The sequence below is a fragment of the Citrobacter meridianamericanus genome (assembly GCF_041320245.1).
Classification (GTDB): domain Bacteria; phylum Pseudomonadota; class Gammaproteobacteria; order Enterobacterales; family Enterobacteriaceae; genus Citrobacter; species Citrobacter meridianamericanus.
In genome coordinates this window covers 3,540,590-3,565,030 of sequence record NZ_CP101036.1, presented here as the reverse complement: position 1 = coordinate 3,565,030, position 24,441 = coordinate 3,540,590, and the positions used below count along the sequence as shown (strand labels likewise).

The 24,441-nt window shown below is 48.9% G+C and carries 29 protein-coding genes and 1 pseudogene; 14 read left to right on the top strand and 16 right to left on the bottom strand.

The window, feature by feature from the left end; genetic code table 11:
* Nucleotides 1–71 precede the first annotated feature (71 nt).
* Complete coding sequence (locus NMD08_RS17585) at nucleotides 72–1,169, top strand: PQQ-dependent sugar dehydrogenase (protein WP_286545306.1); 1,098 nt, start codon at nucleotides 72–74, stop codon at nucleotides 1,167–1,169.
* A gap of 5 nt (nucleotides 1,170–1,174) precedes the next feature.
* Here NMD08_RS17585 and NMD08_RS17580 read toward each other — a convergent pair whose 3' ends face one another.
* Nucleotides 1,175–1,801, bottom strand: a complete 627-nt coding sequence (locus tag NMD08_RS17580) for a glutathione S-transferase family protein (protein WP_187260203.1) — start codon at nucleotides 1,799–1,801, stop codon at nucleotides 1,175–1,177.
* Nucleotides 1,802–2,131: 330 nt separating this feature from the next.
* Here NMD08_RS17580 and dacC point away from each other — a divergent pair, with 330 nt between their 5' ends.
* Nucleotides 2,132–3,334, top strand: coding sequence for a serine-type D-Ala-D-Ala carboxypeptidase (dacC, locus tag NMD08_RS17575; protein ID WP_151219632.1), 1,203 nt, complete (start codon nucleotides 2,132–2,134; stop codon nucleotides 3,332–3,334).
* A gap of 45 nt (nucleotides 3,335–3,379) precedes the next feature.
* On the opposite strand, the gene deoR is transcribed toward dacC, so the two are convergent.
* Both deoR and ybjG read right to left on the bottom strand, forming a co-directional pair.
* On the bottom strand, nucleotides 3,380–4,138 hold the full coding sequence (gene deoR, locus NMD08_RS17570) for a DNA-binding transcriptional repressor DeoR (protein WP_370618673.1): 759 nt from the start codon (nucleotides 4,136–4,138) through the stop codon (nucleotides 3,380–3,382).
* A gap of 64 nt (nucleotides 4,139–4,202) precedes the next feature.
* Entirely contained in the window at nucleotides 4,203–4,811 is a 609-nt protein-coding gene (gene ybjG, locus NMD08_RS17565) for an undecaprenyl-diphosphate phosphatase (protein ID WP_187253026.1), read from the bottom strand.
* Nucleotides 4,812–5,109: 298 nt separating this feature from the next.
* Between ybjG and NMD08_RS17560 the strand changes: the two genes are divergently transcribed.
* Nucleotides 5,110–6,342: an MFS transporter gene (locus tag NMD08_RS17560; RefSeq protein ID WP_210904871.1), complete on the top strand. Its 1,233-nt coding sequence runs from the start codon at nucleotides 5,110–5,112 to the stop codon at nucleotides 6,340–6,342.
* A gap of 96 nt (nucleotides 6,343–6,438) precedes the next feature.
* Here the strand turns inward: NMD08_RS17560 and NMD08_RS17555 are convergent, their stop codons facing one another.
* Nucleotides 6,439–7,254, bottom strand: a complete 816-nt coding sequence (locus NMD08_RS17555) for a Cof-type HAD-IIB family hydrolase (RefSeq protein WP_151225006.1) — start codon at nucleotides 7,252–7,254, stop codon at nucleotides 6,439–6,441.
* Nucleotides 7,254–8,461, bottom strand: a pseudogene (locus tag NMD08_RS17550) (MFS transporter). Before NMD08_RS17550 ends, NMD08_RS17555 begins: the two are co-directional and overlap by 1 nt.
* Nucleotides 8,462–8,546: 85 nt before the next feature.
* On the opposite strand from NMD08_RS17550, the gene NMD08_RS17545 reads away from it, so the two are divergent.
* Complete coding sequence (locus NMD08_RS17545) at nucleotides 8,547–9,095, top strand: TetR/AcrR family transcriptional regulator (protein WP_032936378.1); 549 nt, start codon at nucleotides 8,547–8,549, stop codon at nucleotides 9,093–9,095.
* Between the two features lie 5 nt (nucleotides 9,096–9,100).
* Here NMD08_RS17545 and NMD08_RS17540 read toward each other — a convergent pair whose 3' ends face one another.
* The 8 genes from NMD08_RS17540 to NMD08_RS17505 form a co-directional block, all read right to left on the bottom strand.
* The gene (locus NMD08_RS17540) at nucleotides 9,101–9,394 is read right to left on the bottom strand and encodes a LysR substrate-binding domain-containing protein (RefSeq protein ID WP_286545349.1); all 294 of its coding nucleotides are present in this window, start codon (nucleotides 9,392–9,394) and stop codon (nucleotides 9,101–9,103) included.
* A 29-nt stretch (nucleotides 9,395–9,423) separates the two neighbouring features.
* Nucleotides 9,424–10,221 carry an SDR family oxidoreductase gene (locus NMD08_RS17535; protein ID WP_151225012.1) on the bottom strand — a complete coding sequence of 266 codons (798 nt, stop codon included), beginning with the start codon at nucleotides 10,219–10,221 and terminating at the stop codon, nucleotides 9,424–9,426.
* Nucleotides 10,222–10,333: 112 nt separating this feature from the next.
* Nucleotides 10,334–10,828: a hypothetical protein gene (locus NMD08_RS17530; protein ID WP_370618670.1), complete on the bottom strand. Its 495-nt coding sequence runs from the start codon at nucleotides 10,826–10,828 to the stop codon at nucleotides 10,334–10,336.
* Nucleotides 10,829–11,216: 388 nt separating this feature from the next.
* Nucleotides 11,217–12,269: a tyrosine-type recombinase/integrase gene (locus NMD08_RS17525; protein ID WP_048225960.1), complete on the bottom strand. Its 1,053-nt coding sequence runs from the start codon at nucleotides 12,267–12,269 to the stop codon at nucleotides 11,217–11,219.
* A 79-nt stretch (nucleotides 12,270–12,348) separates the two neighbouring features.
* Nucleotides 12,349–12,720 (bottom strand): ASCH domain-containing protein, encoded by a 372-nt coding sequence (locus NMD08_RS17520; RefSeq protein ID WP_032428730.1) that lies wholly within the window; start codon nucleotides 12,718–12,720, stop codon nucleotides 12,349–12,351.
* Nucleotides 12,698–13,771 (bottom strand): hypothetical protein, encoded by a 1,074-nt coding sequence (locus tag NMD08_RS17515; protein ID WP_048225959.1) that lies wholly within the window; start codon nucleotides 13,769–13,771, stop codon nucleotides 12,698–12,700. Before NMD08_RS17515 ends, NMD08_RS17520 begins: the two co-directional genes overlap by 23 nt.
* A 26-nt stretch (nucleotides 13,772–13,797) precedes the next feature.
* Nucleotides 13,798–14,877, bottom strand: a complete 1,080-nt coding sequence (locus NMD08_RS17510; protein WP_048225957.1) for a hypothetical protein — start codon at nucleotides 14,875–14,877, stop codon at nucleotides 13,798–13,800.
* Between the two features lie 26 nt (nucleotides 14,878–14,903).
* Nucleotides 14,904–15,515 (bottom strand): phage repressor protein CI, encoded by a 612-nt coding sequence (locus tag NMD08_RS17505; RefSeq protein WP_048225955.1) that lies wholly within the window; start codon nucleotides 15,513–15,515, stop codon nucleotides 14,904–14,906.
* A gap of 133 nt (nucleotides 15,516–15,648) precedes the next feature.
* Between NMD08_RS17505 and NMD08_RS17500 the strand changes: the two genes are divergently transcribed.
* The 10 genes from NMD08_RS17500 (at nucleotide 15,649) to NMD08_RS17455 (ending at nucleotide 21,184) form a co-directional block, all read left to right on the top strand.
* Nucleotides 15,649–15,870 (top strand): hypothetical protein, encoded by a 222-nt coding sequence (locus NMD08_RS17500; RefSeq protein ID WP_032411932.1) that lies wholly within the window; start codon nucleotides 15,649–15,651, stop codon nucleotides 15,868–15,870.
* A gap of 32 nt (nucleotides 15,871–15,902) precedes the next feature.
* The gene (locus NMD08_RS17495; protein ID WP_000460873.1) at nucleotides 15,903–16,406 is read left to right on the top strand and encodes a phage regulatory CII family protein; all 504 of its coding nucleotides are present in this window, start codon (nucleotides 15,903–15,905) and stop codon (nucleotides 16,404–16,406) included.
* 9 nt (nucleotides 16,407–16,415) lie between these two features.
* Nucleotides 16,416–16,643 (top strand): phage filamentation protein Fil family protein, encoded by a 228-nt coding sequence (locus tag NMD08_RS17490; protein WP_075552825.1) that lies wholly within the window; start codon nucleotides 16,416–16,418, stop codon nucleotides 16,641–16,643.
* Nucleotides 16,633–17,061: a hypothetical protein gene (locus NMD08_RS17485; RefSeq protein ID WP_048225952.1), complete on the top strand. Its 429-nt coding sequence runs from the start codon at nucleotides 16,633–16,635 to the stop codon at nucleotides 17,059–17,061. Before NMD08_RS17490 ends, NMD08_RS17485 begins: the two co-directional genes overlap by 11 nt.
* Nucleotides 17,061–17,462 (top strand): hypothetical protein, encoded by a 402-nt coding sequence (locus tag NMD08_RS17480; protein ID WP_003838010.1) that lies wholly within the window; start codon nucleotides 17,061–17,063, stop codon nucleotides 17,460–17,462. The genes NMD08_RS17485 and NMD08_RS17480 overlap by 1 nt, the downstream gene beginning before the upstream one ends.
* 68 nt (nucleotides 17,463–17,530) lie before the next feature.
* Nucleotides 17,531–17,764 (top strand): DUF2732 family protein, encoded by a 234-nt coding sequence (locus NMD08_RS17475; RefSeq protein WP_048225950.1) that lies wholly within the window; start codon nucleotides 17,531–17,533, stop codon nucleotides 17,762–17,764.
* Nucleotides 17,755–18,624, top strand: coding sequence for a Dam family site-specific DNA-(adenine-N6)-methyltransferase (locus tag NMD08_RS17470; protein WP_048225948.1), 870 nt, complete (start codon nucleotides 17,755–17,757; stop codon nucleotides 18,622–18,624). Before NMD08_RS17475 ends, NMD08_RS17470 begins: the two co-directional genes overlap by 10 nt.
* Nucleotides 18,621–18,833, top strand: a complete 213-nt coding sequence (locus NMD08_RS17465) for a hypothetical protein (RefSeq protein ID WP_048225947.1) — start codon at nucleotides 18,621–18,623, stop codon at nucleotides 18,831–18,833. The genes NMD08_RS17470 and NMD08_RS17465 overlap by 4 nt, the downstream gene beginning before the upstream one ends.
* A 1-nt stretch (nucleotide 18,834) precedes the next feature.
* Entirely contained in the window at nucleotides 18,835–20,850 is a 2,016-nt protein-coding gene (locus tag NMD08_RS17460) for a replication endonuclease (RefSeq protein ID WP_082201027.1), read from the top strand.
* A gap of 136 nt (nucleotides 20,851–20,986) precedes the next feature.
* Nucleotides 20,987–21,184, top strand: a complete 198-nt coding sequence (locus NMD08_RS17455; RefSeq protein WP_001742468.1) for a hypothetical protein — start codon at nucleotides 20,987–20,989, stop codon at nucleotides 21,182–21,184.
* Here the strand turns inward: NMD08_RS17455 and NMD08_RS17450 are convergent.
* From NMD08_RS17450 to NMD08_RS17440, 3 genes are read right to left on the bottom strand one after another with little or no spacing between them, the layout of a single operon-like run.
* Entirely contained in the window at nucleotides 21,158–21,481 is a 324-nt protein-coding gene (locus NMD08_RS17450) for an ogr/Delta-like zinc finger family protein (RefSeq protein ID WP_012602735.1), read from the bottom strand. The genes NMD08_RS17455 and NMD08_RS17450 overlap by 27 nt on opposite strands.
* Nucleotides 21,478–22,539 (bottom strand): phage portal protein, encoded by a 1,062-nt coding sequence (locus NMD08_RS17445; RefSeq protein ID WP_000038862.1) that lies wholly within the window; start codon nucleotides 22,537–22,539, stop codon nucleotides 21,478–21,480. Before NMD08_RS17445 ends, NMD08_RS17450 begins: the two co-directional genes overlap by 4 nt.
* Nucleotides 22,536–24,311, bottom strand: a complete 1,776-nt coding sequence (locus NMD08_RS17440) for a terminase large subunit domain-containing protein (protein ID WP_048225943.1) — start codon at nucleotides 24,309–24,311, stop codon at nucleotides 22,536–22,538. Before NMD08_RS17440 ends, NMD08_RS17445 begins: the two co-directional genes overlap by 4 nt.
* Nucleotides 24,312–24,441 lie beyond the last annotated feature (130 nt).

Genomic DNA, 24,441 nt, shown 5'->3' with positions numbered 1-24,441 from the left:
AGATTATGTAAATATGACGGGATAATTCCCCTTGCTGGCTACGCTTTATGCAGAGCCATTAAGGAGGTGTTATGCGTCGATTCTTGCTCTGTGCTATTCCACTTGCGCTGTTTTCCTCTTATGCCGCCGCGGTAAAAGTGGAAGTACTGCAAACCAAACTCGATCACCCGTGGTCGCTGGCTTTTTTACCCGATAATCGCGGTATGCTCATTACGCTTAAAGGCGGTCAGCTTCGACTCTGGCAGTCTGGGAAGGGGCTTTCCGACCCGCTGACTGGTGTCCCCAAAGTCTGGGCGAAGGGGCAGGGGGGACTGCTTGATGTGGCGTTGGCCCCGGATTTTACCCAATCCCGCCGGGTGTGGCTAAGCTTCGCGGAAGCCGATAGTGAAGGTAAAGCAGGCACGGCGGTAGGTTTCGCAAGACTGAGCGACGATCTCAAACATCTGCAAGGGTTTCAGACCGTTTTTCGCCAACAGCCAAAGCTCTCTACCGGAAACCATTTTGGTGGACGTATGGTGTTTGATGGCAACGGCTATCTGTTTATTGGCCTCGGTGAGAATAACCAACGTTCAACTGCTCAGGATTTGGATAAGCTGCAGGGCAAGGTCATACGACTGACCGATGAGGGCAAAATTCCACCGGATAATCCGTTTGTGAATATGGCGGGAGCGCGGGCAGAGATTTGGTCGTATGGCATCCGCAACCCGCAGGGGATGGCGATGAACCCGTGGAGTGATGTGTTGTGGCTCAATGAGCATGGTCCACGCGGAGGCGATGAAATCAATATCCCGGAGAAAGGGAAAAACTACGGCTGGCCGCTCGCGACCTGGGGCGTTAACTACAGTGGGCTTAAAATTCCTGAAGCAAAAGGCCAAATTGTTGCGGGTACGGAGCAACCTATCTTTTACTGGGAAAAGTCACCTGCGGTCAGCGGAATGGCTTTTTATAATAGCGATACTTTCCCGCAATGGCGGCAGAAGTTGTTCGTCGGTGCGTTGAAAGAGAAAGCGGTGATCGTACTGAGCGTTAAAGGGAATACCGTCGCCGAAGAGGAGCGTCTGTTGCAGGAAAGGGGGCAAAGGATCCGTGATGTGCGCGTCGGACCAGACGGTTATTTGTACGTGTTAACCGACGAGTCCGACGGGGAATTACTAAAAGTGAGTCCCTGATTGAGTTAGCTGACCGGGATCATCACGATTTTTTGAAACGCCGGGCGCTCGGTCAGTTGTTGATACCAGCGTTCCAGATGCGGGCGCGGGGTCCAGCTCAGGCCAACGTTGTACAGATTATAGATGAACGGCGCAACGGCGATATCGGCAGTGCCAAATTCAGCTCCGGAGAACCATGGCTGGTCCGCCAGCGCGTTGTCCAGTATGGCAAACAGGTTATCGCATACCTTCGTTCCGGCCTCAATGGCCGCCATGTCGCGTTTCTCCGCCGGCGTTCTGACCAGACCAAATAAGATAACCCGATGCGCAGGACTCAGCGTCTGGTTCGCCCAGTCCATCCATTTTTCACCGACGGCGCGCGTGGCCGGGGCGTCAATCCACAAACGATTTTGTCCATACTGAGCCGCCAGATAGCGAACAATGGTATTGGATTCCCACAATACAACATCGGTTTCATCATCGCGTAGCAGCGGGACCAGTCCGTTTGGGTTCAGAGCCAGATAGTCGGCATCGTGGTTACCGCCATGCTGTCCACCCGCCAGAATTTGGTTATACGGCAGTTCCAGTTCTTCGAGCGTCCACAATACTTTTTTTACGTTGGTCGAGTTATTGCGACCCCACAATGTAATCATAGTAACCCCGCAAATAAATTGAGCAGCTTTATGGCTGCAAATGTCGTCTGGCTCGCTCACATGGTGGGGTAAACCTAATATTTACGCAACAAAGTCTAAAAAAATCGTGCCAGAGGCAGCGCAGCGCGGCGATATTGCATAAACTTTAAAAACTTTACCAACTTACGGTTTCTTTAAGCTCGTTAGTGCGTTATTACTCACCGCACTTATTGTTACACGTCATCCATCAGTCCTTTTCTGCATGGGTTGGCCGAGGTCGCTTGGTCGGTTTTGTGTAAACACGGTGTGGTATGACGTGGTTTTTTTGGAATGGATACTCGGGTGGCATTTATGACGCAATACTTCTCTTCACTTCGCAGCCTGGCTGCAGGTTCTGCACTCTTAATCCTTTTGGCACCGACCGTACAGGCGGCGGAGCAACCAACGGCCCCACCGAGCGTGGATGCGCGAGCCTGGATCCTGATGGATTACGCCAGCGGTAAGGTACTGGCGGAAGGTAATGCTGATGAGAAACTGGATCCTGCCAGTCTGACCAAAATCATGACCAGCTATGTAGTCGGTCAGGCGCTGAAGGCTGGGAAAATTAACCTCAACGATATGGTCACTGTGGGTAAAGACGCCTGGGCGACCGGTAATCCGGCTCTGCGCGGTTCTTCGGTCATGTTCCTCAAACCCGGCGATCAGGTTGCGGTGTCCGATCTAAACAAAGGCGTTATCATTCAGTCTGGTAACGATGCCTGTATCGCACTGGCTGATTATGTTGCCGGCAGTCAGGAATCGTTCATCGGTCTGATGAACGGCTACGCGAAAAAACTGGGGCTGACCAACACCACTTTCCAGACGGTGCATGGCCTGGATGCGGCAGGACAATTCAGTACCGCACGTGATATGGCGCTGCTCGGGAAGGCGTTAATCCACGATGTACCGGAAGAATATGCTATCCACAAAGAGAAAGAATTCACCTTTAATAAAATCCGCCAGCCGAACCGTAACCGTCTGTTGTGGAGCACCAACCTGAATGTGGACGGTATGAAAACGGGTACTACGGCCGGGGCGGGGTACAACCTGGTCGCTTCCGCGACTCAAGGCGATATGCGCCTGATCTCCGTGGTGTTGGGGGCGAAAACTGACCGCATCCGATTTAATGAGTCAGAAAAGCTGCTGACCTGGGGTTTCCGCTTCTTTGAAACCGTCACGCCGATTAAGCCGGATGCCACTTTCGTGACTCAGCGCGTCTGGTTTGGTGACAAGAGCGAAGTGAATTTGGGCGCAGGGGAAGGTGGTTCAGTGACCATCCCGCGTGGTCAGCTCAAAAACCTGAAGGCCAGCTTTACCCTGACCGAACCCCAGTTAACTGCGCCTCTGAAGAAAGGCCAGGTTGTGGGGACTATCGACTTCCAGTTGAACGGGAAATCCATCGAGCAGCGCCCGTTGATGGTAATGGAAGATGTGCAAGAGGGCGGTTTCTTTAGCCGTATGTGGGATTTTGTGATGATGAAATTCCACCAGTGGTTTGGCGGCTGGTTCTCTTAATCACACCGATTGCCGGATGACGCTATCGCCATCCGGCATTATCTTTTAATACATTAGCTTTATACGTTGCGCTTTAGCGTACTCAACAAAGTCATCATCAGGGCGGCTGTCGCTGATGATGGTATCGAAACGTTTTACCTCACCCATCCTCGCCGGACGCACCTTACCAAACTTACTGTGATCGATCACCAGAACGTGATGCTGCGCCATCGACATCGCCCAATGTTTCACCGGCAGCTCTTCCAGGTTAAAACAGGTCGCGCCTTTCTCAATGTGAACGCCCGCAGCGGAATAAAAAGCGATATCCGGACACAGGTTATTTAGCGTTTCCTGGAAATCAAGCGGTTTAAAAATGGCGTTGCTGGCATGGAATTCGCCACCACACAGAATGACGCGGCACTGCGGCTTTTCCTGCAGCACCAGAAATGTATTTAGCGAGTAGCAGATTGCGGTAAAAGGCAATTCATTGTCGATAGCTTCAATGATCCACGGCGTGGTGGTACCACAGTCGAAAAAGAGGGTCTGGTGCGCCTGCACGAGGCTTGCGGCCAACTGAGCGGCGCGGCGTTTTTCATCAACCAGCCGGGATTTTTGATCGCTGATTAAATAGTGATTTGCGCTGCGGGGTTCCAGAACAATATAGCCCCCGAGTAGTACGACGGGAGCGTCGTTATTATTCAGATCGCGACGAATGGTCATCTCAGATACGCCCAGCAGCGTCGCGGCTTCTTTTAGATGTAGTTTATCGCTGCGTTTCAGCGCCTGCAGTAATTGACCAATACGCTCGTCGCGTCGAGTTTCCATAGTTCCCCTGGAGAGTAGAATAAGTGCTCAGTGCCGCGCTTAATACTACTCTTTTTACCGTGGGTTAGTCACGCACCCAGCCTTTACGGATAGGTAACGCGAAACAGATGCGATAGCAATTCTGCAAACCGAGGTACAGGGTTTCGCCAAACCGTTGCCAGATCATCTGGGCGCTCAGGCAACCGATCAGTCCGGCAAGTAAGCCTCCCAGCATATCCAGCGGCCAGTGTACGCCAAGGTAAACTCGCGACCAGGCAATCGCCACGGCAACGACCATCAGCAGAGCGCCCGTCCACAGGCGATGCCAGAACAGGAAAGCCAGTGCAAAAGTAAAGATAACCGTACCATGATCGCTCGGGAAAGAGTCATCTGCCGCATGATGCAGGAAGTTGTAACCGATGTGGTTTACAAACGGGCGATCGTGAGGGAACAGATGTCCCATCAGCCAGGAAATAGTCAGGCCGACCGCCAGCGCAATCGCCATTTTTATGACCAACTGGCGCTGGAGGGTAACCTGGGCGCGAGGCCCCCAAAGCCAGAGCACAACGGCTAACAGCGGTACGATGTTAATCAGATCTTTGGCAATGAAAATGGCAAGCGATATCATCCATTGCGCAGAGTCCGGCGTGGCATTGATGAGATAAAAAAGTGAGTTGTTCAGATTTTCCAGCATAACGTCCAGACTCAGCGTAATGGTTAAAAAGACCCATGGGAGCGAGAGCATAAAATTGCTTTCACGGGATAAAAAGCGGTCTTGTCTTATTTGTCTGCTAAATGACTATTTTTGAGACAATTAATGAGACTTATTGAGCATGATAGCGACCACAACTTAAATTAACCTTAAAGCAAAATCTTCTTGAGCAAATGAATGTAAAAATGTGCGCTTTTTGCTTTCAAATCACATAATTCACTATCACCAGTACGGCGCATTTATTACACTTTGCGCGATTTTTCTATAGCTAAGAGACTGCATGCAGAACCGTTTATCTTCAGGCGCCCGTTTGGGGCGTCAGGCATTACTTTTCCCTCTCTGTCTGGTGCTTTACGAATTCTCTACTTATATCGGCAACGATATGATCCAGCCTGGAATGTTGGCGGTGGTGGAGCAATACAATGCAGGATTAGATTGGGTACCCACATCCATGACCGCCTATCTGGCTGGCGGCATGTTTTTACAGTGGCTGTTAGGACCGCTATCGGATCGTGTTGGGCGTCGTCCGGTGATGCTAACCGGCGTGCTCTGGTTCATTGTGACCTGCCTTGCGACCCTGCTTGCGCAGAATATTGAACAGTTTACTTTCCTGCGTTTTTTACAAGGGATAAGCCTGTGCTTCATTGGCGCAGTGGGCTACGCCGCCATACAGGAGTCGTTTGAAGAAGCGGTCTGCATAAAAATTACCGCGCTGATGGCAAACGTGGCGCTAATTGCACCGCTGCTGGGACCATTAGTTGGCGCAGCCTGGGTGCATGTTCTGCCGTGGGAAGGCATGTTTATCTTGTTTGCAGCTCTTGCGGCCATCTCCTTTTTTGGTTTGCAACGTGCGATGCCGGAAACAGCAACCCGGATGGGCGAAAAGCTGTCCATTAAAGAGCTGGGTAAAGATTATAAACTGGTGCTCAGAAACGTACGTTTTGTTGCAGGTGCGCTGGCACTGGGTTTTGTCAGTCTGCCGTTATTGGCCTGGATTGCGCAATCCCCAATTATTATCATTAGCGGTGAACACCTCAGCAGTTACGAATATGGTCTGTTGCAGGTGCCGATTTTTGGTGCGCTGATTGCCGGTAACCTGGTGCTGGCTCGTTTGACCTCGCGAAAAACGGTGCGTTCGCTGATTATTATGGGTGGCTGGCCAATCGCTGTCGGGCTGATTATTGCCGCTGCGGCCACGGTGGTGTCATCCCATGCATATCTTTGGATGACGGCGGGTTTGAGCATCTATGCGTTTGGTATTGGCGTGGCGAATGCGGGGCTGGTCCGTCTGACGTTGTTTGCCAGTGAAATGAGTAAAGGAACAGTTTCTGCCGCCATGGGCATGCTGCAGATGCTGATTTTTACCGTCGGTATTGAACTAAGTAAACACGCTTATCTGTTGGGAGGCAACGGCTTGTTCAGCCTGTTCAATCTGGCAAGCGGCGTGCTATGGCTGATTCTGATGGTTATCTTCCTGAAAGATAAATGGGTAGGGGATTCCCGGGAAGGCTAAAGCCCGGTTGTCCGGGCCTGGCAGAAACTTAGTGGTGATCGTCAATCTGATGTTCGATGATCATGCCATCATTTTGTTGCCGTCTGTGCTGAGGTGTTAATGCGTAAATGGTGCTTCATTGTTTAACACGCGGTCGATAATATCCAGGACGCCCTCTTCGTTGTTCGATCCCGCGCGATATTTCGCCGCCTGGATAACCGGTTCATGGGCGTTCGCCATTGCAAAACTAAACCCTGCCTGGCGCAGCATCTCGATATCATTTCCGCCATCGCCAAACACGACAACCTCATCGTCGGTAATATTCCAGCGTTGTTGCAGCAGACGCAGACCGTTTGCTTTATGCACGCCGGGAATAATTAAATCGATGCTGCCGTAGCCGGTATGTACCGGAACCATAATGTCGCCAATCGCCTCATGAAGATCTGCCTGCACCTGTGGAATGCGATCGTCGGAGATATTCAGGCCAAATTTGAAGAATACATCGTTGATGTTGTCGAAGTTATCGACAAATTCAAGACGATGATAGTACATGGCGGAAACAGCCTTATGTTCATCGCTGTACTGCTTCAGCGTATAAGCGCTGCTTTTACCGCAGGCGATAATATCAATGTCCGTACGTGTCAGCAGATGTTCCACGATGGCCTGAAAATCGTCTTTTGCCAGTTCGCCGTTAAAGACATCTTCCCCTTCACTGACCACCCAACCGCCGTTTTCGGCAACAAAGGAGATTTCACTGGCCAGCTCGGGGAAAAAGGAGATGAGCTGGTAATACTGGTTGCCGCTGGCGACCACAAAGCGGATGCCTTGTTCTTTCATCTGGCGGTATTGCGCCATAAACCGTTCACGATTATAGGTTTTTTGATCGCTTAAAAATGTGCCGTCCATGTCGACCGCAATTAACTTAATAGCCATTAGCTGTTCTCCATCACAGTGGTATTTTTGATATCGGGTTTCGCCACCGCTTTTGCGACGATGGCGGCAACAAGTACCAGCGTCAGCACCACCAACATAGCGCTGCGCAGGCCGTAGTGTTCACCAAGGTATCCCAGCAGCGGCGGTCCAACCAGGAACGCCAGATAGCCGGTGGTTGCGACAACGCTGACGCGGGTTGGCGCATCAGGCCAGTGTCGCTGGCAGCCGAAATGGTCAGTGGGAAGCCGAGCGACGCGCCGAGCCCCCACAGAATAACGGAAACTCCGGCCACCCATGTACTGTCGACAAAAATAATCAGGCTAATCCCGAGTGCGCCCATTAGCGCACTGGCGCGTACCACCGTGACGCGGCTGTAACGGTCGATGAACCAGCCGCCGGTAAATCGGCCAACCGTCATGCCCAGCGTAAATCCGGCATAAATAAGCGAGCCTGATGTCGGGCTAAACCCGTGTCCGTCCACCATCAGCAGTGGAAGCCAGTCGTTGGCGGAACCTTCAGCAAATGCCATTGCGAGCACCACGACGCCAATCAGCAATAACTGGATATCGCGATAAAAAGGCAGCCCTTTTTCGCTGGAGTGAGAGCCGTCAGCGGCATTTTTACCCGTGCCGTCAGGAATCGCTTTGATGGCGATGAAGATAGGAGTGATAGCTACCAGCGCCGCCAGCAGAATATGCGCGGTTGCCGGGACGCTGAAGGCGGTAAGCATCATCCCGACTCCTGCGCCCGCCAGCGTTCCGAGGCTGTAAAAACCATGCATCATCGGCAGCACGGTTTTATTCATTTCGCGTTCAACCGCCGCACCTTCGACGTTGATAGCCACTTCTGCTGCGCCAAAGCTGGCGCCAAACACGGCCAGACCAAATGCGAAAAGCCATGCCGAATTCAGCCAGAGTGCCACGCTGAGGATAGTCATTCCGATAACTGCACACGACATGGTGGTGCGGATCACTTTCCGCGTGCCAAATCGTTTCACCAGCCAGGCCGAACAAAGAATGCCACTCATCGAACCAATAGAGAGTCCAAACAGCACCGCGCCCATTTCGGCGGTAGAGATGGAGAGAATATCTCTGATGGCAGGGGTACGCGTTGCCCAGGAGGCCATTAATAATCCTGGTAAAAAGAAGAACGTGAACAGCGCCCAGGTGCGACGTCTTAAGGCTTTGCGTGATGAGATGCCAGTCATGAATTCGAGCCAAAGAAAAGAGGAAAGAAGACAACATTAGCAAGGTTGTGTACATTTGTACACAAATGCAAGAAGAGGAAATGCAGTGCGACGTGCAAACGATCCGCAGCGGCGGGAAAAAATAGTTCAGGCCACCCTTAAGGCGATAGTAATCCATGGTATTCATGGGGTTACACACCGTAAAATCGCTATGATTGCCGAGGTGCCACTGGGCTCAATGACCTATTATTTTGCAGGAATAGATGATCTGCTGTTGGAGGCATTCAGCTGTTTTACGCATACTATGTCTCAGCAGTACCAGGATTTTTTTGCCGACGTTGCTGATGCGCAGGCGGCCTGCCATGCGATTACCGATATGATTTACGGCTCCCAGGTCACAACGCCTGATAATATGGAGCTTATGTATCAGCTGTATGCTTTCGCCAGCCGTAATCCAGCGTTGAAAACGGTGATGCAGAACTGGATGCTACGCAGCCAACAAACGTTAGAGCAGTGGTTTGATCCGGTTACGGCGCGGGCGCTGGATGCGTTTATTGAAGGAATGACGCTGCATTTTGTCACGGATAAAAAACCGCTGCAGCGAGAAGATATTCTGATGATGGTGGAGCGTATTGCCGAATTGCCGCAAAGATAAAATCCTCAAAATGGTTTGTCGAGGCGGGTAACGGCCTGACGTAAAAAATCAATGACTTTTACCGCCTCTGGCGTCAACGGTCGGGCGGCTATTTTTACCGTCCCGACATCCATATAAGTAATAAAATCATCAATCGTTCTGTGCATGACGCGCAGACCATCCAGTGACCACGGGCGATACACCAGGTCGGATAAAATGGTTATCCCTCTGCCTTTTGCAACCAGACTTCTTATTGCTTCAAAAGAGTTGCTGCGAAAACTGATATTGGGCGTATAGCCACGCTGCTGCCAGTAATCGATAGCAGCGCATGGCGTGAAAAGCGGGTAAATTAGCTTACGGTGGCGCCCCCGGTAATATTCACCACTGTGGCGGTCATGGCGCTGGCATGGTCTGAAGCGAGAAAGGTTGTAACCTCAGCGATTTGTGCAAGCGTAGGCAGGCGCGCGAGCATAGTACTTTGCGCCGCCCCCCCTAACCATTGATCGACGGTTAACCCCATTGACTGTGCTTTAGCGGTGAAAATTTCTCCGGTATAGGAGCCTGCCGCTACAGCATCCACAATCGCATGCGAGCGCACGCCGACGACACGAATGTTTATTGGTCCTGTCTCGCTGGCGAGCGCCTTAATAAAAGCCTCAGTTCCTGCACAGCCGACGATATGGCCGAGATGCCCGGGCATTGCCATCGGGGCTGCGGGCGCAACGATGGTGAGAATAACGCCCGCTCGATTGCCGCCCATGTGCGGCGTTACGGCTTTTGCGATATTGAACTGCGCCGCAAGAAAAGGGGTGATACCGCTCATAAACTCAGAGAGGGATAATGCATCGATGCGCTTGCCCTGTTCATGCATAAATCCCGTTGCGTTAACCACCACATCTATTCCACCGGTTTGCTGCGCAAGTTGAGTAATTTGTTTTGATGCGTCGTGTTCGTCGAGTACATCGGTGATAAAGGTATCGACGGTACCGCCTGCTGTTCGGATAATACTGGCCGCCCAATCCAGCTTTTCCTGACGGCGCGCGCCCAGATACACATGGGCGCCTTCGCGCGTCATCGCCTGCGCAACCGCATTACCAATCGCGCCGCTGCCACCGAAGATCACTGCGACTTTGCCTGAGAGTAACATAGCAACCCCATCACCATTTAGCACCGAGTTAAGTATGTGCCATAACGGGCATGCTGCAAATTTAGTCTCAGATAGCTGAACTTAGAATTTATACTACAGAATCCTGATATAACTATTTTAAATTAAAGTATCTCATGATGAATGAGATAACTAAGGCTAGAAAACCTACACCTGCCACTGGTCCTTTTTCAGTATTTAACAGGAAAGTTGTGGTGATTCTGAATATACCGCCTAAGCCCAGAGGGGTAATGATTTTTACAAATACACCTAAAAGATAATTAAAGCCGATACAAAAAATTGTTAAAGCTCCTAGATTTAAAAGTAAGAAAAACCAAGGGGATAGAATAGGGTTTTTGATGCCAATACGCATTAGGATTACGCCGATGACAACCATTGATAATGATAGCAGGATAGGTCTTATACCAACGATAATGTATTCAACAGTCTTCCCGATATCGTTATCAACATTACTCTGCACACCTGAAAAATACTCTCTTAACTTCCTGTTTAGAAGTTTTCTATGAGACTTAGGCATGAAGTAATCCCACCCCATAAAAATTGCTGCTGTGATCTGGCAAGCCAAAATAGTTTCGTTACTGAAAGTCATCAAACTGTCCTGAGTCACTTTTATATTTATGTACGAAAGACTATACAACGACATAAGAGGACACAACACCTAAAAAGAATCTATGTAGAGATCTTTAAAATTAGGCCCAAGCATCCAACTAAAGAAACAATGCAATACGCGCTGCAAAATTTGCGCGGGAATCGTTGCCTCGTGGCGCTCGCAGAGAGAGAAGTCGACAAATGTCAGCAAATATGGACCAACTGATCGTACAGATTGGGCTATGACTCCCCTGAGGCAGTACGGTAACAGTCATTCATTAGATGGGTTTGAATTTCAGGCAACAAAAAACCCATTTATGTAAACGGGTTAGTGAAAACAATGAGTTACAAGATAATCAATAAGTTAGGTTAGTGATAAGGAGTGGCGATTACGGGGCAATGCCAACCGCTGCCGCCACTTTGTCGCCATTTGGTAGGGTAGCCAATGGGTTAAAGCGCAGCGCTGTTTCAAGGTGATCAGGGGCCAAGTGAGCATAGCGCATGGTCATTTTTATGTCGTGGTGACCAAGGATTTTCTGAAGAGCAAGGATGTTACCGCCTGACATCATAAAGTGTGCTGCAAACGTATGGCGCAGAACGTGGGTAAGCTGACCGCGCGGCAGCACGATAGAAGTTTTCTCCATCACAGATAAAAACTGGAAGTAGCAGTCAGTAAAGAACTTGAAACCGTCCAAGGCAATGATTTCCTCATACAACTCTTTGCTGATTGGAATGCTGCGGTTCTTTTTGCCCTTAGTCCTGACAAATGTGATCCGGTATTTTGTAACCTGAGAACGAGTCAGGTTTACAGCTTCGCGCCAGCGGGCACCGGTACTCAGACAGATTTTGACAACTAGGGCGAGTAGGGGGCTTTGGCGTTTGCAGTCGCACAAAAGCTCAGTGATTTGTTCATGTGTCAGCCAGGCCATCTCTTTTTCTGCGATGGTGAATTTGCGCATGTTCTCCAATGGGTTTGGCGCAGTCCATTCTCCAAGTCGTGCCAGCTCGCTAAACACTCCGCTCATATAGCTTTGCTCAAGATTGATAGTTACCGGGCTGGCTCCTTTCTTCCATTTTTCGCTAAAGTAGATTTCACCCGTCAGGCGTTTATCGCGATAGTGCGCGAACATTTTGGATGTTAAATCAGTGGCGAGGGGATTTCCGAGAGCATCGACCATCAGGATCAGCTTGTCGTGAACATGCTCGCCTGCGGTCAGAGATTTTCCGTGCAGCTTGTACCAGAGTTCGACGATATCTTTTAGCGTCCGGCGGTCTACCGATTCGCCCAGCCAGGGTTTCGCCTCAGTCTCATCCATCATGTGCCGTTCAAACGCTAACGCTTCACCTTTACTAGCGAACTGCCTACGCACGCGGCGTCCGCTACGACCTGCGGGATAGCATTCACAAATCCATTTTCCGGTGGTGAGTTTTCGTACTGACATAAAAAATGCCCTCCTTTTGGAGAGCATTTTTACTGTATGTATAAACAGTGTCAATGTATGATGTTAAGAACCTTATACATCATAGGTATCGGTATGACTGCGGTGCTGTTATGTTGTCACCTAATGAACTTAGCAAACGTGGTTGTTCATAGACTTTCAAATCACCGATCTTAATCGCAAAGGCTTTATCCCTGCTTTGAAAGTAAGAATCAAAAAATTGTTTACTGATACCCGCATAACGGCTGGTTTTTTTCCAGACATTGCTGGGTTTATCTTCAATAACATCAGCAATATCGAACTCAGCAACAATCATCCCTACAGGCATTGTTGAATAAATAACCACAGATTTAACATCTGGATTTTTGAAGATTCCTTTTCTGAACTCAAATTTTTTTGTTCCATCAAGAATCTTTTCAACAAATTCAGGTTTAATTGACAATAATACTTTCATCTACAGCACCAAGTTTAATAATGTTGTCAAATTCTCTGTCGGTTAATTTTAATACACCCCAATATGCTTGTGGATTTAAACCAACGTCTTCTATTAGTTTAGCACGAGTGATTCTTTTCGGTAAAGCAAGATTATATGTAAAACTTATAATATAGGGGTATTTCTTTGTTTTATAAAAACTTCTCAATTCTGTTTCGGTAAATACACTATACCGAGCACAATATTTAATAAAATCTTGCTCTGTTGGGAATGAAAAAATATCTCTAACATCTTCTACGACACATAGAGATGTAGCAACAGAACGATAATGAGCTGGACCTTTTTTATCTGAAGTTCGATAAATTACGAGAATGTCATGCATTTTTATATTTGCTACATCTTGCATGGCGCAGATGTAAATTTTTCTTATACTGTTAGCGTGAGACACGTCAGTAATAATATCTGGAGATTCAGTTATAAGTTTTGAGTCTGGGAATAGACGAGTATGAAAATCTGGATAAATAGATAGTAAGTATTTGTTTTCTTTATGTCTGTTGTTGATGAAGGGATAGTCGGCAAGAAGGTCTCCAGTGAGATCATCTGTGCTCATTTCTCTTACTAAAACATTTTCAATACCATTTTCAGATTCTTTTTTTCCGTATTTTATAAACCCATAATTTAAAAAAAGTTTAATCAGGTAATCATGCTTATCAAAAACTGTTACATATATATCGTTCACTTTTTCACTTAATGCGTGGTCAAATATCTTTTTCAAAAAACGTTGACCTCGCAATGTACCTTTCGTATTAAACTTAAAGGTCCCTATTTTGAGATGTTTTAAATCAGCCAATGAAGGGTTAACATCAGTAACCTCGCCATCTTCAATTTTTAGATACATGAATCCATCAATTGAATCATCCTCATTGTAGAGCACGTATGCTTTTTCTCTTAGATCTTTTGCTTTTTTGTGAAACCATTCTACAAAACCAGCTTTATAGTCAGCTTTCAATGAGTCAAAAAAAGCATCGTCAAAGTTTACTTCATTAAAACTAATGTGCTTTAAATTTTCCATTTTAATCTCCATGTCTCATTGAAAAGTCATTTTCTAAATTTAATGAAATGTGCGATTATATATAATGCTATTAACGATAGTGAACCGTAAATAAATAGGTTTTTATCTAAGCTTTCTGTTGGTACAAATTTCATAACAAATGTTATTGCTGCGCCGTAGAAAATGTATGCAAATATTTTGCTTAGTTTAGATTTCGTGTTTTTAAATTTTACGACGACAGAAAAATCATTAAGTCTCGAATTTATATCATTTGATATTTTCCAATGATATATCATTGGGTCATGAGACCCGAAAGATACGCCTTTGCTAAAATATTTTGTCCATGTCTCAGACTCTAAAATTCTTGAACCTTTATAATTTGAACCGGATGCGGAACAGTCATCAACCATATCGCGGATTATAAAAATATGGCATTTCAAAGGGGTACAAGCGGCGCTAGCAAGAGTTGTGGCTATTTCGGAGGGCAGGTTTCTTTGCTCATTAACCCTAAAATCGATGATATCAGACCGCTCAATACTACTCTTAAGGAAGAGATCTTTGGGGTAAAATGTTTTCACTAAAAGACCGATATCTTCTTTATTAATTTGGACACGGAATCTTAAATAGTGATTGCAAGCATCTTCGGAAGAGAGACAATCCTTGAGTTTAAAGGCTAGTAAGGTGCCATTGTGGATTTTTGTTATCTTGACTCTATGATCAAGCTCGCCGCCGCTAAATGATAACTTAGTATTAACAACTAAGTCTCCTTTATTGGCGAGCACTAATTTTAAATGTCTACCATCTACTGTTTTAGTGTCAATAAGGTATTCATTGAAAACTGCAGTTACGAGATCTCTGCTTGATTCAAGGTTTTCACTAAGATCAGAAAAAAAATTATTTTCTTTTTCGAATGGTAGGAATATACATATTGCCCCATGCTTAGCAATGGTTTCATCTTCAGGCTTTTTGAATGTGATGCCAAAATCTAAATAGCCAAATTTATGAGCGCTTATGTTCCAAAAATTAATATGCAACTCTTCAATGAAATTCTTATGTTCAGAGTTGTAGGTCGAGCCTGAACTACTATGATAATCCCTACACCCCCAGACCGCAAAACTTCGTGACATATCGATTTCCTTTGTCAGTAACGGTTTTAATTCAAATTGACCAGTAAGTAAAAATGGCATCGTGCAATTGGGTTTAGTTCACTGATAAAGCACTCAAATGAATGGCATGGATTGGGTGCTCCAACCTTGACCCTTCCTACAGGTATTCTCGTAAGTTCTCTAATACTCACTTTCCCTTCTATCTCTACCACCCACTTACCATCGGTCACTTCGTGAAAATGTTGATCAGCTAAATAGAGCTGATCTGAATCCATGATTACGATAGGTTTTCGCAAAGAATCTGGCACCAACGCTTTGTCGAGTAGGTAAAAATTTGAATCTAATAATTTCCCATCTTTGATTTTTTTTCGAGGTACGGAAAACAAATCAGCAAGAACATTTTCATTTGCTGATTGGATACCTAAAGATTTTTGGGGTGGCTTAGGACTCCCAGTTCCAAATGAAAGCCACTCAACTGGGACTCCGGTCTCAATTGAGCACTTTATTATCCAGTCAGCAGGGAACACGTCTCTCATCCATCTGGTGCTCATCGTGCTTGTTGAAATCCCAAGCCGCTCACAAAGAGCCTTACGAGTACTTACTCCGTAGGCCTCAAGCATACGAAGAATAGCCTCACGGCCACCATTGTTAAAATCCATTAATGCTCCTTTGGAACCTTACATGTTGACAAACTCCAAATGAGACGTAATATTGCTGCTGAAGCTCATTTGGAGTCTTCACTATTGAACACCGCTAGACACGGTTTACTTACTTAAAAAGGAATCTTGCATCATGACTCCTCACATTTCAATCACGTTGACTGTTCCTTCCGTATCAATTGAAAAATATAGCGAACTTACTGGGCTATCAATTGACACAATCAATGACATGCTAGCGGATGGTCGCTTGATACGGCACCGCTTACGCAAAGATAAAAAGCGCGAAAAAGTTATGATCAACATTGCGGCTATGACTGTCGATGCGCTCTCAGATTGCAACGTGTCCATCAATTAGTTCGATTTTGAGACCGACTGAGGGCAATGACTATGTTTGATTATCAAACCTCCAAACATGCGCACTTTGATGCGGCTTGCCGAGCATTTGCGATTGAGCACAATCTGGAAGATGTGGCCGCTGCTGTTGGCATGAGGCCGCAGATCCTGCGCAACAAATTGAATCCAGCACAGCCACACCGTTTAACCTGTGACGAGCTTTTAGCTATTACGGATTACACCGAAGATGCGCGTTTACTGGATGGAATGCTGGGGCAGATTAACTGCCTTCCATCCGTACCAGTGAACAATGCCACAGAAGGCAACATGCAGTTGTGCGCACTGAGTGCCACAGCCTGTGTGGGCGCAATTGCTGGGGAAGCCGTATCAACTGGTCATATGACCGCCGCCCGCCGTACACAAATTCTGGATCGCGCTCGCGATGCAATCCGTAGCTTATCCGTGCTGGCTTATACCGTTGAAAGCCGTATCCAGTCTGCGCCTGTTCTGGCCGCAGCGGTGGATCTGGTGACGGCTAACGCCACCGGCTTGATGTGAGGGAGCACCATGAAAGCGTTTGTTACTTACCTCAAAAAAGAATCACCAGCCATGCAACGGCCAAGTGGTACAACGGGCTGGATAGAACTGCCGAACGGTCAGCGCTGGAATCCTAGCCACACGTATAAATTCAATGCGCATGAGTCTGTTCGAATGAAAGGCGGGGTGGTTTTACGTTTCTTGCCAACAAAAGTCCGTCGCCTAGTTAGGTGTATAGGGGGGCGCTATGGCAATTAGTCAGGAACAGCAACAGCGCGGACTGGATCAGATTAAAAAGATTCGCCGCAAATACTTCAATACCAGCAGTGAGGCTGCTGACTGGTGGGACAAATTAACACCGGAATGGCGCGGGGTAGTTCTCCATGCCGCCGCTGTTAATTCTGGCTTGAGTGTATTCAAAGCTCACTTAAGCAAATGCTGCTGGCGGGAACTGTTTGAGCGTCTGGATTACCGGGCAATGATTCAGCTGCGCTGCGGCATTTCCCGTGCGCGTCTGACGATGAATGGATTCGGGTCATTGCGTGACAGTGATTTTTCTAAAAGTACCGCGAACCGTCCAATAAAGCGGGTTTATCCAATCAATAACAATCGGGGTCCGCAGATGATTATCGCGCCTCATATCGTCCATAAGTTACAACAACAGGGGAATCTCTGATGGCCATTATTTCCGTTGAAGGTAAATCGTTAGGGGCTGAGCTGGCCGTGTGGGGCGTTCCACATAATTATGCCGTGGCGTTTGCAGAGAAAAGCACCAGCAAAAACGGTCGCATTGCGCTGCATCCGTTCTTCTTTAATGACACTGAGCACATGACTAATCCGCGTCACTGGCTGGCAATCAATGCCGCTTTCTGGTGCTGCGTGTACCGCGAGGCCGAAAGCAAAGAAGCACAGATTGAAGCGCTGGCTGGGATCCGTGCAATTTTCTACACGGCCGGTGCGTTGGGTGTTGGCGAAATTAAAGCACTGATCCAGGAGTGGTGGCGGACAACGTACGAGCTGCACCTTATTCCTGCACCGAACCATTCCGCCGTCACTGTACAACCCGCTTTTCACTAATTAACAACATGATTTTTTTTGGCCACAGCTTAGGTGGCCGGGGATTCTTTTGCCTTAAGGAAACCAAAATGCACATGACACGTCAGGATTTACCCGCAACAAAATCAGGCACTGACCTGCTGGCTATGCTCACCCAAGCCACGCAGGAAGGTAAAGCCGCTGCTGCTGATCTGTGTTCCACCCGTCTGGATAAGCTGGCCACCCATGCAGCCAATGAAGGTTTAAGCGCAACGGAAATCATTGAGTTAATCCGCGAAGAAGCCGCAGCGATTTGCAGTAAAGGCGGTGCAGCATGGCAGTAAAAACTCCGCTTAAGTGGGTGGGCAGCAAAGCCCGCCTTATGCCGCAGTTGCTTCCCCATCTGCCGGAGGGTAAGCGCCTGATAGAACCTTTTGCCGGTTCCTGTGCTGTCATGATGAATACGGATTATGACGAGTATCTGATAGCTGATGTGAATCCTGACCTTGTTAATCTGTATAAGACGATGGCTTATCACACTGATGCATTGCTCATTGAGCTGGAGGCTTTATTTTCTGCCGGTTCATTAGGTGATGAAGAAAACAGGGCAATTTTCTATTACGCGGTGCGTGATGCCTTCAATCAGTCCGGCAAATACTTTGGTTCTGAATCTGTGGAAGCTGCGGCGCGTTTTCTTTATCTGAATCGTCACTGCTTCAATGGCCTGTGCCGATACAATCGCCGTGGTCAGTTCAATGTTCCGTTTGGTAAGTACAAAAAAACCTACTTTCCTGCTGATGAAATCCGCGCTTTTGCAGAAAAAGCGAAACGTGCAACGTTCATTACTGCCAACTATTCAGAAACGCTTGATTTGGTAAGGGACGGGCATGACGTTGTTTATTGTGATCCGCCTTACCTGACTGATACCGACAATTTCACCGCTTACCATGAGCGCGGTTTTTCGCACATGGATCAGGGACGGCTGGCGCGTAGGCTGCGCCGCCTGACTGAGCGTGGGATTAAGGTTGTCGCGTCAAACAGCGATCTGGAAATGGTGCATTACCTGTATGCAGGATTTGAAGCTGTTCGGGTAAATGCGCCACGTAGTGTGGGTGCAGCAGCGGCAAGCCAGAAAGTGGCTGCTGAGCTGATTCTTAAGTCACCTGCTAACCCTGCGATCGATGTTCGGGCGGTGGTGGCATGATGACGGAAATTATTACCGGCTTTTATGCCTTGTTTGCCTGTATTACTTTCGCCTTTCTCTTATGGGACGAATGCCAGGACGAATTTGATCACGATGCTGAGGACTTAGGGCTAATCACTCTGAGTGCGGTTTTCTGGCTACCACTGGTAACGGCTGTACTTGTGGCCTTCCTGATTGATTTCTGGCGGAAGTGGGTTAACCGTGGCTGATATGCTGGAGCCTGGCCAACACCATGCCGTCAATGCCTGGCAGCGTGAAACATTTGCGCCTAGTACCCCGTCAGATGCGACGATCACCGAACGCCGCCTGTGGGCTGTTAACCCACAGGATTATGAATGGCGTTCCCAGTACCTGCATGAGATACCCGACTGGTTAGCCGGGTATTTCGGCAACCGTTACGAAAAGCTGCTGTCTGGTCGTGACGGGCGTCGCCGTGCCAATACGTTCCTGCGCAAAACTATCGGCGGGAATGTATTGCCACGTCTGCGCAAAGTGGCTGCACGTTACAAACTGGCCGCTGATGCACTTGATCTTCCTTTCGGTAAGTCGCTGGAGCGACTGCCGTCACTTGACCGCCCGGAACTCAAAAAACTGGCTGGCCAGATATCTGGCTGGATCTCCCAGTCACTGTATGACTTTACCGATCAGTTTGTAGGCAGCACTGACGATGCCGCAGAGCTGCGCCGCCGTACGCTGGAGTCTTACCGCCATTTATGCACGTGTTCCCTGATGCTGAACAATCAACCGCCGTACTGGGCTGAACATGAAGCTAATGGCGGGCAACTGGAAACGCGTAAGGCTGAATCCGGGATCCTCCGCATGATGGCACCAGAATGGTGGTATCTGCGTCTCAAGCGGGCGCGGGATATGCAGCGTGAGCATATGGCCATTGCAGTGGGGCAGGTACAGAAAGCGGCCAGCGCTTATGTGTCCCGTAAAACCCTGGGCGAATGGATAGACCAGAAAAAGCGGAACCTTGAGTTCTTCAAAAAGTTTGACCTGCTGAATGATGAAGGGCTGCGTATTGCACTGGACAGCATGGTGCATCGCAGCGTTGCTAATCCGGCGATCCGTCGCTGTGAGCTAATGGTAAGAATGAGAGGGTTTGAAGATATGGCCAATGAAGAAGGGCTGGCCGGTGAGTTTTACACCATCACCGCGCCATCGCGATTCCATGCGGTACACAGCAAAGGGGGCTTTGTTTCACAGTGGGATGGCTGCACCCCGCAGGATACCCAGCGCTACTTATGTGGTGTATGGGCGAAAGCCCGCGCAGCCATTTCCCGGGCTGGTATCCATGTTTTTGGTTTTCGTGTGGTAGAGCCTCACCACGATGGGACACCGCACTGGCATATGCTGCTTTTTATGCGTCCTGGTGACGTGGATACCGTGCGCGATATTCTTTGCTATCACGCCAGAATTACCGATTCCGAAGAACTGCAAACGCCAAACGCGCTAAAGGCACGTTTCCATGTTGAAGCCATCGATCCCGCTAAAGGTTCGGCTACGGGTTACATCGCCAAATACATATCCAAAAACATTGATGGTTTTGCGCTGGATGGTGAACAGGACGACGAAACAGGGGAGAACCTACGGGACATGGCCAAGTCCGTTTCTGCATGGGCTTCACGCTGGCGCATTCGCCAGTTTCAGCAGATTGGTGGTGCGCCGGTGACAGTCTGGCGTGAGCTGCGTCGGTTGCGTGATCAGGTACTGACTGACCGCAGAATGGATGCGGTTCTGGCTGCTGCGGATGTTGGGGACTGGGCGGCATATACCCAGGCGCAGGGTGGCGCACTGGTTGCCCGCCGCGATCTGGTTGTTCGTCTGGCTTATGAAATCACTGAGCAGGGTAATGAATACGCAGAGGACGTGCAGCGCGTTCAGGGTGTCTATTCTCCATTGGTTCCAGATTCAGCGGTATGTACGCGACTGGTGAAGTGGCAGAAGGTAGCGAAGTTGGCCGAAGCGCCAGCGGAGGCGGGTTTTTCTGGCGGCAACGCCGCCCCTTGGAGTTCTGTCAATAACTGTACGGAGGGTGGAACCCGCAGACGGTTAAAACTGGAATTGCGCAGCCGGGGTTTTGAAGGTTCTGACGATGAAATAGCCATTCTCATGCGGGGCAGTGGTTTGAGATTTGGCCAGGCGGCGTTGATTTACCGTAATGGCAGGTTACAGGAGACACGAAACGAGCCAATGCACGAGCTGTGGCCGGGGTGGTTGTAGCCTCGTAAGTCTGTGATACATCACTGTTTGTCAACGAATAGCAGCAAAAATCACTTTCACATTTTGTGCTTAAATGTATACTGTATGAATATACAGTTATTCTGTTTTTAGGAGGATGCTTGTGCAGGATTTGTTTATGGAAACTATCGCATTGCAGCGGATTGCGTTGTTTACCAGGTTGATCGCCAAAAGTAATTGCACTGGCTGTGAAAAGGACATTGCACTTGCCTGGCTAAGCGAGCTGACTTCAGATCTGGAAAGTAAACTTGATGAATATGAAAGTAAAAACCCCCGGGAAGGGGGCTTATCAGGCGGCGGGAGTCGCTTTCAGTAGGTCTAATGCCATTTGACGCTGATCGGGTGACAGTGCATTCAATATTTTCTGCACCATTGCATCACCCGTTTTCGCGCTGGGGCTGAGAGTGTGGGAGAACGTCAGATTCATCACAAACGTATGGCCACACTCCACATCTGAACAGGCGCAGTAAATATCCGCAATCTGCCGGTGCTTCCGGTTTGTTTTACGAATAACAGCCTTTGAGCCGCATTCCGGGCATTCGATTTTCAGAACTCGCATATTCCATGCTCCAGCTGTTAAATGATGCCTGGATTTTAGCCTTTTTCGCCTCATGCCGCATCCTTATCCGTTGATTCTGTGTAACTTAAATCAAAGTTAAGATGCAGCCTTTCCGGTATTTCGGGATCGTTGTTCACGGCAGTCATAAACCGGCGCTGAATGGGCGCTATCTCGCTTTTCTTGTAAATCCTTTCCGCCTTTTCAACATCCCCCAGGCCGGCAGTGTTCTGCGGGACAATTCCGGCCAGGCCAGCAGGAAAGCGGTGCGCGTTGAGAATGTCCTGCGCACTGATGTTTTTGATGTTGGCAAATTCATCTTTTGCGGAGATATCCCCCATTTCAATGAACTTGATCGCATCCCCATCCCCGCCAGGAATGTTCACCAGAATGGTGGAGAAGTTGCCGATACCTTTGCTGTCACGCAGCTGCTGTTCAATTTCTTCTTCCATTTCATCCGTCATGCTGGGATCACGTGTATAGAGAATGCCGCCAGTATGAGCGCCGTTGTGGTAGTAGCGGCGGCGGAAAATCACGGCTTCACTGTTAAGCAATGCCGAGTGTACGCCACCGATATAGTCTGGCAGCCCGTAGATATGCTGCTGCGGGTCGTACATCTTGATAAAAATGATATCTTCCTGCGGCCATACCTGCGGTTCACCGTCCTGTAACACCACATAATCGCCGGGCTGGTCTGTGGCGTTGTCCCTGACTTTACGGCGGCGAATATACAGGCCGGGTAAAGGTTCCAGGGCAATTACATCCCCCCATCCGTTGCGGATTTTACCAATCGCAATATCCCCGAAGGTTGTATAGTCAAACGCTGCGGCTTCCAGCTGGTCGTAAGTCAGGCCACCGCCCAGATAATCAGACACAATCATATTTTTCCGGGCATGGATGATGCCGCCATGCTGACCATTCAGATTGATAAGCTGTGCCAGTGCCAGCCGGTCAATCGGCTGGGTAAAGTGATCGGCGGCATTGTCGTACCAGATGTCGCGGTAATCCGTGCCGGTGGTCAGGACAGGTTCCGGTTTGCCGAACGTGATGATGCTCATTTTTTTGGACTTATCGCCGCGCGGGTTGCGCTTAACGAAGCGGTTTTTTTTACTCATGCAGCCTCTTTCCTTACACCCCAGCGGGATTTCGGTTTGTTTTCGTAGTTGAGTGGTTCGTTATGCAGTGCGTGGGTAATGGCCCAGAACGCCTCTGCGTGGCCAGTGTCCTGGCTGCGGTCAGCGACAAATGTCATGGCGTTACCGCTTTGCGTGGTGGTGCGGCGTACAGCCATAAAGCTGGCCGGGATCTCTTTCAGGTTTTTGTCCCATTCAATACGCTGGCTTTCCACCACGTCCGCCGCTTTCAGAACCAGCTGATTTTTCGTGTTCATGTCGTAACGAATGGCGACGGCCACGCGCATGGCAAAATGCTGGATGTTGTCAAAAACACCCTGGCCAATGCCGGTAACGTCCACTCCCAGATAGGTGAAGTTATATTTTTTAAACAGGAGTTCGATCTGCCTGGCCTGATAGCGGAAGTTCATGCCCTTCCAGTTAATGACCTTCAGAACGCGGAATTTCTCTGCGGCGTACATCGGCGGGGCAATAATCACAAAACACGATAAATCGCCGCTGCGTGCCGGGTCAAAGCCTCCCCATACTGGCCTGTCACCAAATGGCCGCGCCGCATCCGGGTTGTGATCCTGCCAGGTGTCCACCTCCACACCGCAGGCTTCCAGGTCAGAAAAGCTGAATACGGAATCCTTGCTGTCCACGAACACGCACATATAGAGCATGTTGAAGGTGGCGGTGTTGTAGCGGTTGCGCAGCTTCTCGATGTTGGCCAGGTTGAAGCCGCCCGCAATGGCATCCTCCATCGTGATGACATAGCGCCACTGACCATCCGGGCAAAGCCGTCCGCCGTTGCGCATTTCATCAAAGGACGGGAACTGAGCGGCCGCGCGTTTTTTGCTGCCCTGTTTCCATTCCTCACCCGTCCAGAACGGGTAAGCCTGGTGCGTTTTGGCTGAGGGCGTTGAAAAGTAGGTGGTACGCCATTTGTCATGGGTGGCCATTGCGCTGGCCACTTCGTTAAGCCTGGCGAAGTTAGGCACCCAGAAATATTCGTCACAGTACAGGTGGCCACTGTAGGACTGTGCCGTGTTTTTGTTGGTTGAGAGAAAACGCAGTTCAGCGCCGTTGCTGAGGCGGATCGGGTTGCCGGTCAGCGTGATGCCAAAATACTGTTCTGCAATGTTGACGATGTAAGACCGGAAGTATTCCGCCTGGACTTTGGAGGCAGACAGGAAGATTTGCGGATCGCCTGTCATGACCGCGTTTTCAAAGGCTTCAAATGCAAAGTACCAGGTGGCACCGATCTGGCGGCTTTTAAGGATGTTCCTGACCTGCTGGCCAATATTCCGGCGCAGGTGTTTCTGGTATTCAAAAAGATGTTCTTCCGCCCAGGTGTCAAAATCCGCCTGGGTCAGAGAGGAAATATCGTTTTTCCTGTTTTTGCGTTTGGGGCGGGGCTCATCGTTGTTGCTGTCCCGCGCAGCAGCCTGCCCGTTACTCTGGCCGCTGGCCATCTTTTCTTTATGCTTATTGCTTTGAGCACGCAGCTTTGTGGCGTGGGCAATCAGCATGTCCATTTCTTTCAGGTCGAGATCGGTTTTATTATCGCGGCTGGCCAGCAGCTGGTAGCGGCGTTCGATTGCCTCCTCTGTGCTTTCAAAGCTGAGTAAATCAGCCCAGCTGTATTTCTCAGCCCAGTAGTAAACGATCCGCGCATTCGGCAGATTTAATTCTGATGCAATTTCTTTGGGCGTATAGCGGCGCAAATAAAGTGCGCGGACAACGCCTTTTAGTTCTTCTGAGTATTTAGCCATGCGGATAATTATGCCGTGGCTGTTATGAAAAAACGGCGGTGTTAATTCGCGTCTGTTCGGTAATACGTGATAACCGAACTGTTCAGAATAAAGCGTGATGCGGTGGTGGTTTTATTTGGCAATAATTGAT

What these genes read in the sequence shown, in the direction of transcription:
- NMD08_RS17585 (WP_286545306.1), top strand. Translation starts at nt 72, where the DNA reads ATGCGTCGATTCTTGCTCTGTGCTATTCCACTTGCGCTGTTTTCCTCT.
- NMD08_RS17580 (WP_187260203.1), bottom strand. Translation starts at nt 1,801, where the DNA reads ATGATTACATTGTGGGGTCGCAATAACTCGACCAACGTAAAAAAAGTA.
- dacC (WP_151219632.1), top strand. Translation starts at nt 2,132, where the DNA reads ATGACGCAATACTTCTCTTCACTTCGCAGCCTGGCTGCAGGTTCTGCA.
- deoR (WP_370618673.1), bottom strand. Translation starts at nt 4,138, where the DNA reads ATGGAAACTCGACGCGACGAGCGTATTGGTCAATTACTGCAGGCGCTG.
- ybjG (WP_187253026.1), bottom strand. Translation starts at nt 4,811, where the DNA reads ATGCTGGAAAATCTGAACAACTCACTTTTTTATCTCATCAATGCCACG.
- NMD08_RS17560 (WP_210904871.1), top strand. Translation starts at nt 5,110, where the DNA reads ATGCAGAACCGTTTATCTTCAGGCGCCCGTTTGGGGCGTCAGGCATTA.
- NMD08_RS17555 (WP_151225006.1), bottom strand. Translation starts at nt 7,254, where the DNA reads ATGGCTATTAAGTTAATTGCGGTCGACATGGACGGCACATTTTTAAGC.
- NMD08_RS17535 (WP_151225012.1), bottom strand. Translation starts at nt 10,221, where the DNA reads ATGTTACTCTCAGGCAAAGTCGCAGTGATCTTCGGTGGCAGCGGCGCG.
- NMD08_RS17530 (WP_370618670.1), bottom strand. Translation starts at nt 10,828, where the DNA reads ATGACTTTCAGTAACGAAACTATTTTGGCTTGCCAGATCACAGCAGCA.
- NMD08_RS17525 (WP_048225960.1), bottom strand. Translation starts at nt 12,269, where the DNA reads ATGTCAGTACGAAAACTCACCACCGGAAAATGGATTTGTGAATGCTAT.
- NMD08_RS17520 (WP_032428730.1), bottom strand. Translation starts at nt 12,720, where the DNA reads ATGAAAGTATTATTGTCAATTAAACCTGAATTTGTTGAAAAGATTCTT.
- NMD08_RS17515 (WP_048225959.1), bottom strand. Translation starts at nt 13,771, where the DNA reads ATGGAAAATTTAAAGCACATTAGTTTTAATGAAGTAAACTTTGACGAT.
- NMD08_RS17510 (WP_048225957.1), bottom strand. Translation starts at nt 14,877, where the DNA reads ATGTCACGAAGTTTTGCGGTCTGGGGGTGTAGGGATTATCATAGTAGT.
- NMD08_RS17505 (WP_048225955.1), bottom strand. Translation starts at nt 15,515, where the DNA reads ATGGATTTTAACAATGGTGGCCGTGAGGCTATTCTTCGTATGCTTGAG.
- NMD08_RS17500 (WP_032411932.1), top strand. Translation starts at nt 15,649, where the DNA reads ATGACTCCTCACATTTCAATCACGTTGACTGTTCCTTCCGTATCAATT.
- NMD08_RS17495 (WP_000460873.1), top strand. Translation starts at nt 15,903, where the DNA reads ATGTTTGATTATCAAACCTCCAAACATGCGCACTTTGATGCGGCTTGC.
- NMD08_RS17490 (WP_075552825.1), top strand. Translation starts at nt 16,416, where the DNA reads ATGAAAGCGTTTGTTACTTACCTCAAAAAAGAATCACCAGCCATGCAA.
- NMD08_RS17485 (WP_048225952.1), top strand. Translation starts at nt 16,633, where the DNA reads ATGGCAATTAGTCAGGAACAGCAACAGCGCGGACTGGATCAGATTAAA.
- NMD08_RS17480 (WP_003838010.1), top strand. Translation starts at nt 17,061, where the DNA reads ATGGCCATTATTTCCGTTGAAGGTAAATCGTTAGGGGCTGAGCTGGCC.
- NMD08_RS17475 (WP_048225950.1), top strand. Translation starts at nt 17,531, where the DNA reads ATGCACATGACACGTCAGGATTTACCCGCAACAAAATCAGGCACTGAC.
- NMD08_RS17470 (WP_048225948.1), top strand. Translation starts at nt 17,755, where the DNA reads ATGGCAGTAAAAACTCCGCTTAAGTGGGTGGGCAGCAAAGCCCGCCTT.
- NMD08_RS17465 (WP_048225947.1), top strand. Translation starts at nt 18,621, where the DNA reads ATGATGACGGAAATTATTACCGGCTTTTATGCCTTGTTTGCCTGTATT.
- NMD08_RS17460 (WP_082201027.1), top strand. Translation starts at nt 18,835, where the DNA reads ATGCTGGAGCCTGGCCAACACCATGCCGTCAATGCCTGGCAGCGTGAA.
- NMD08_RS17455 (WP_001742468.1), top strand. Translation starts at nt 20,987, where the DNA reads ATGGAAACTATCGCATTGCAGCGGATTGCGTTGTTTACCAGGTTGATC.
- NMD08_RS17450 (WP_012602735.1), bottom strand. Translation starts at nt 21,481, where the DNA reads ATGAGGCGAAAAAGGCTAAAATCCAGGCATCATTTAACAGCTGGAGCA.
- NMD08_RS17445 (WP_000038862.1), bottom strand. Translation starts at nt 22,539, where the DNA reads ATGAGTAAAAAAAACCGCTTCGTTAAGCGCAACCCGCGCGGCGATAAG.
- NMD08_RS17440 (WP_048225943.1), bottom strand. Translation starts at nt 24,311, where the DNA reads ATGGCTAAATACTCAGAAGAACTAAAAGGCGTTGTCCGCGCACTTTAT.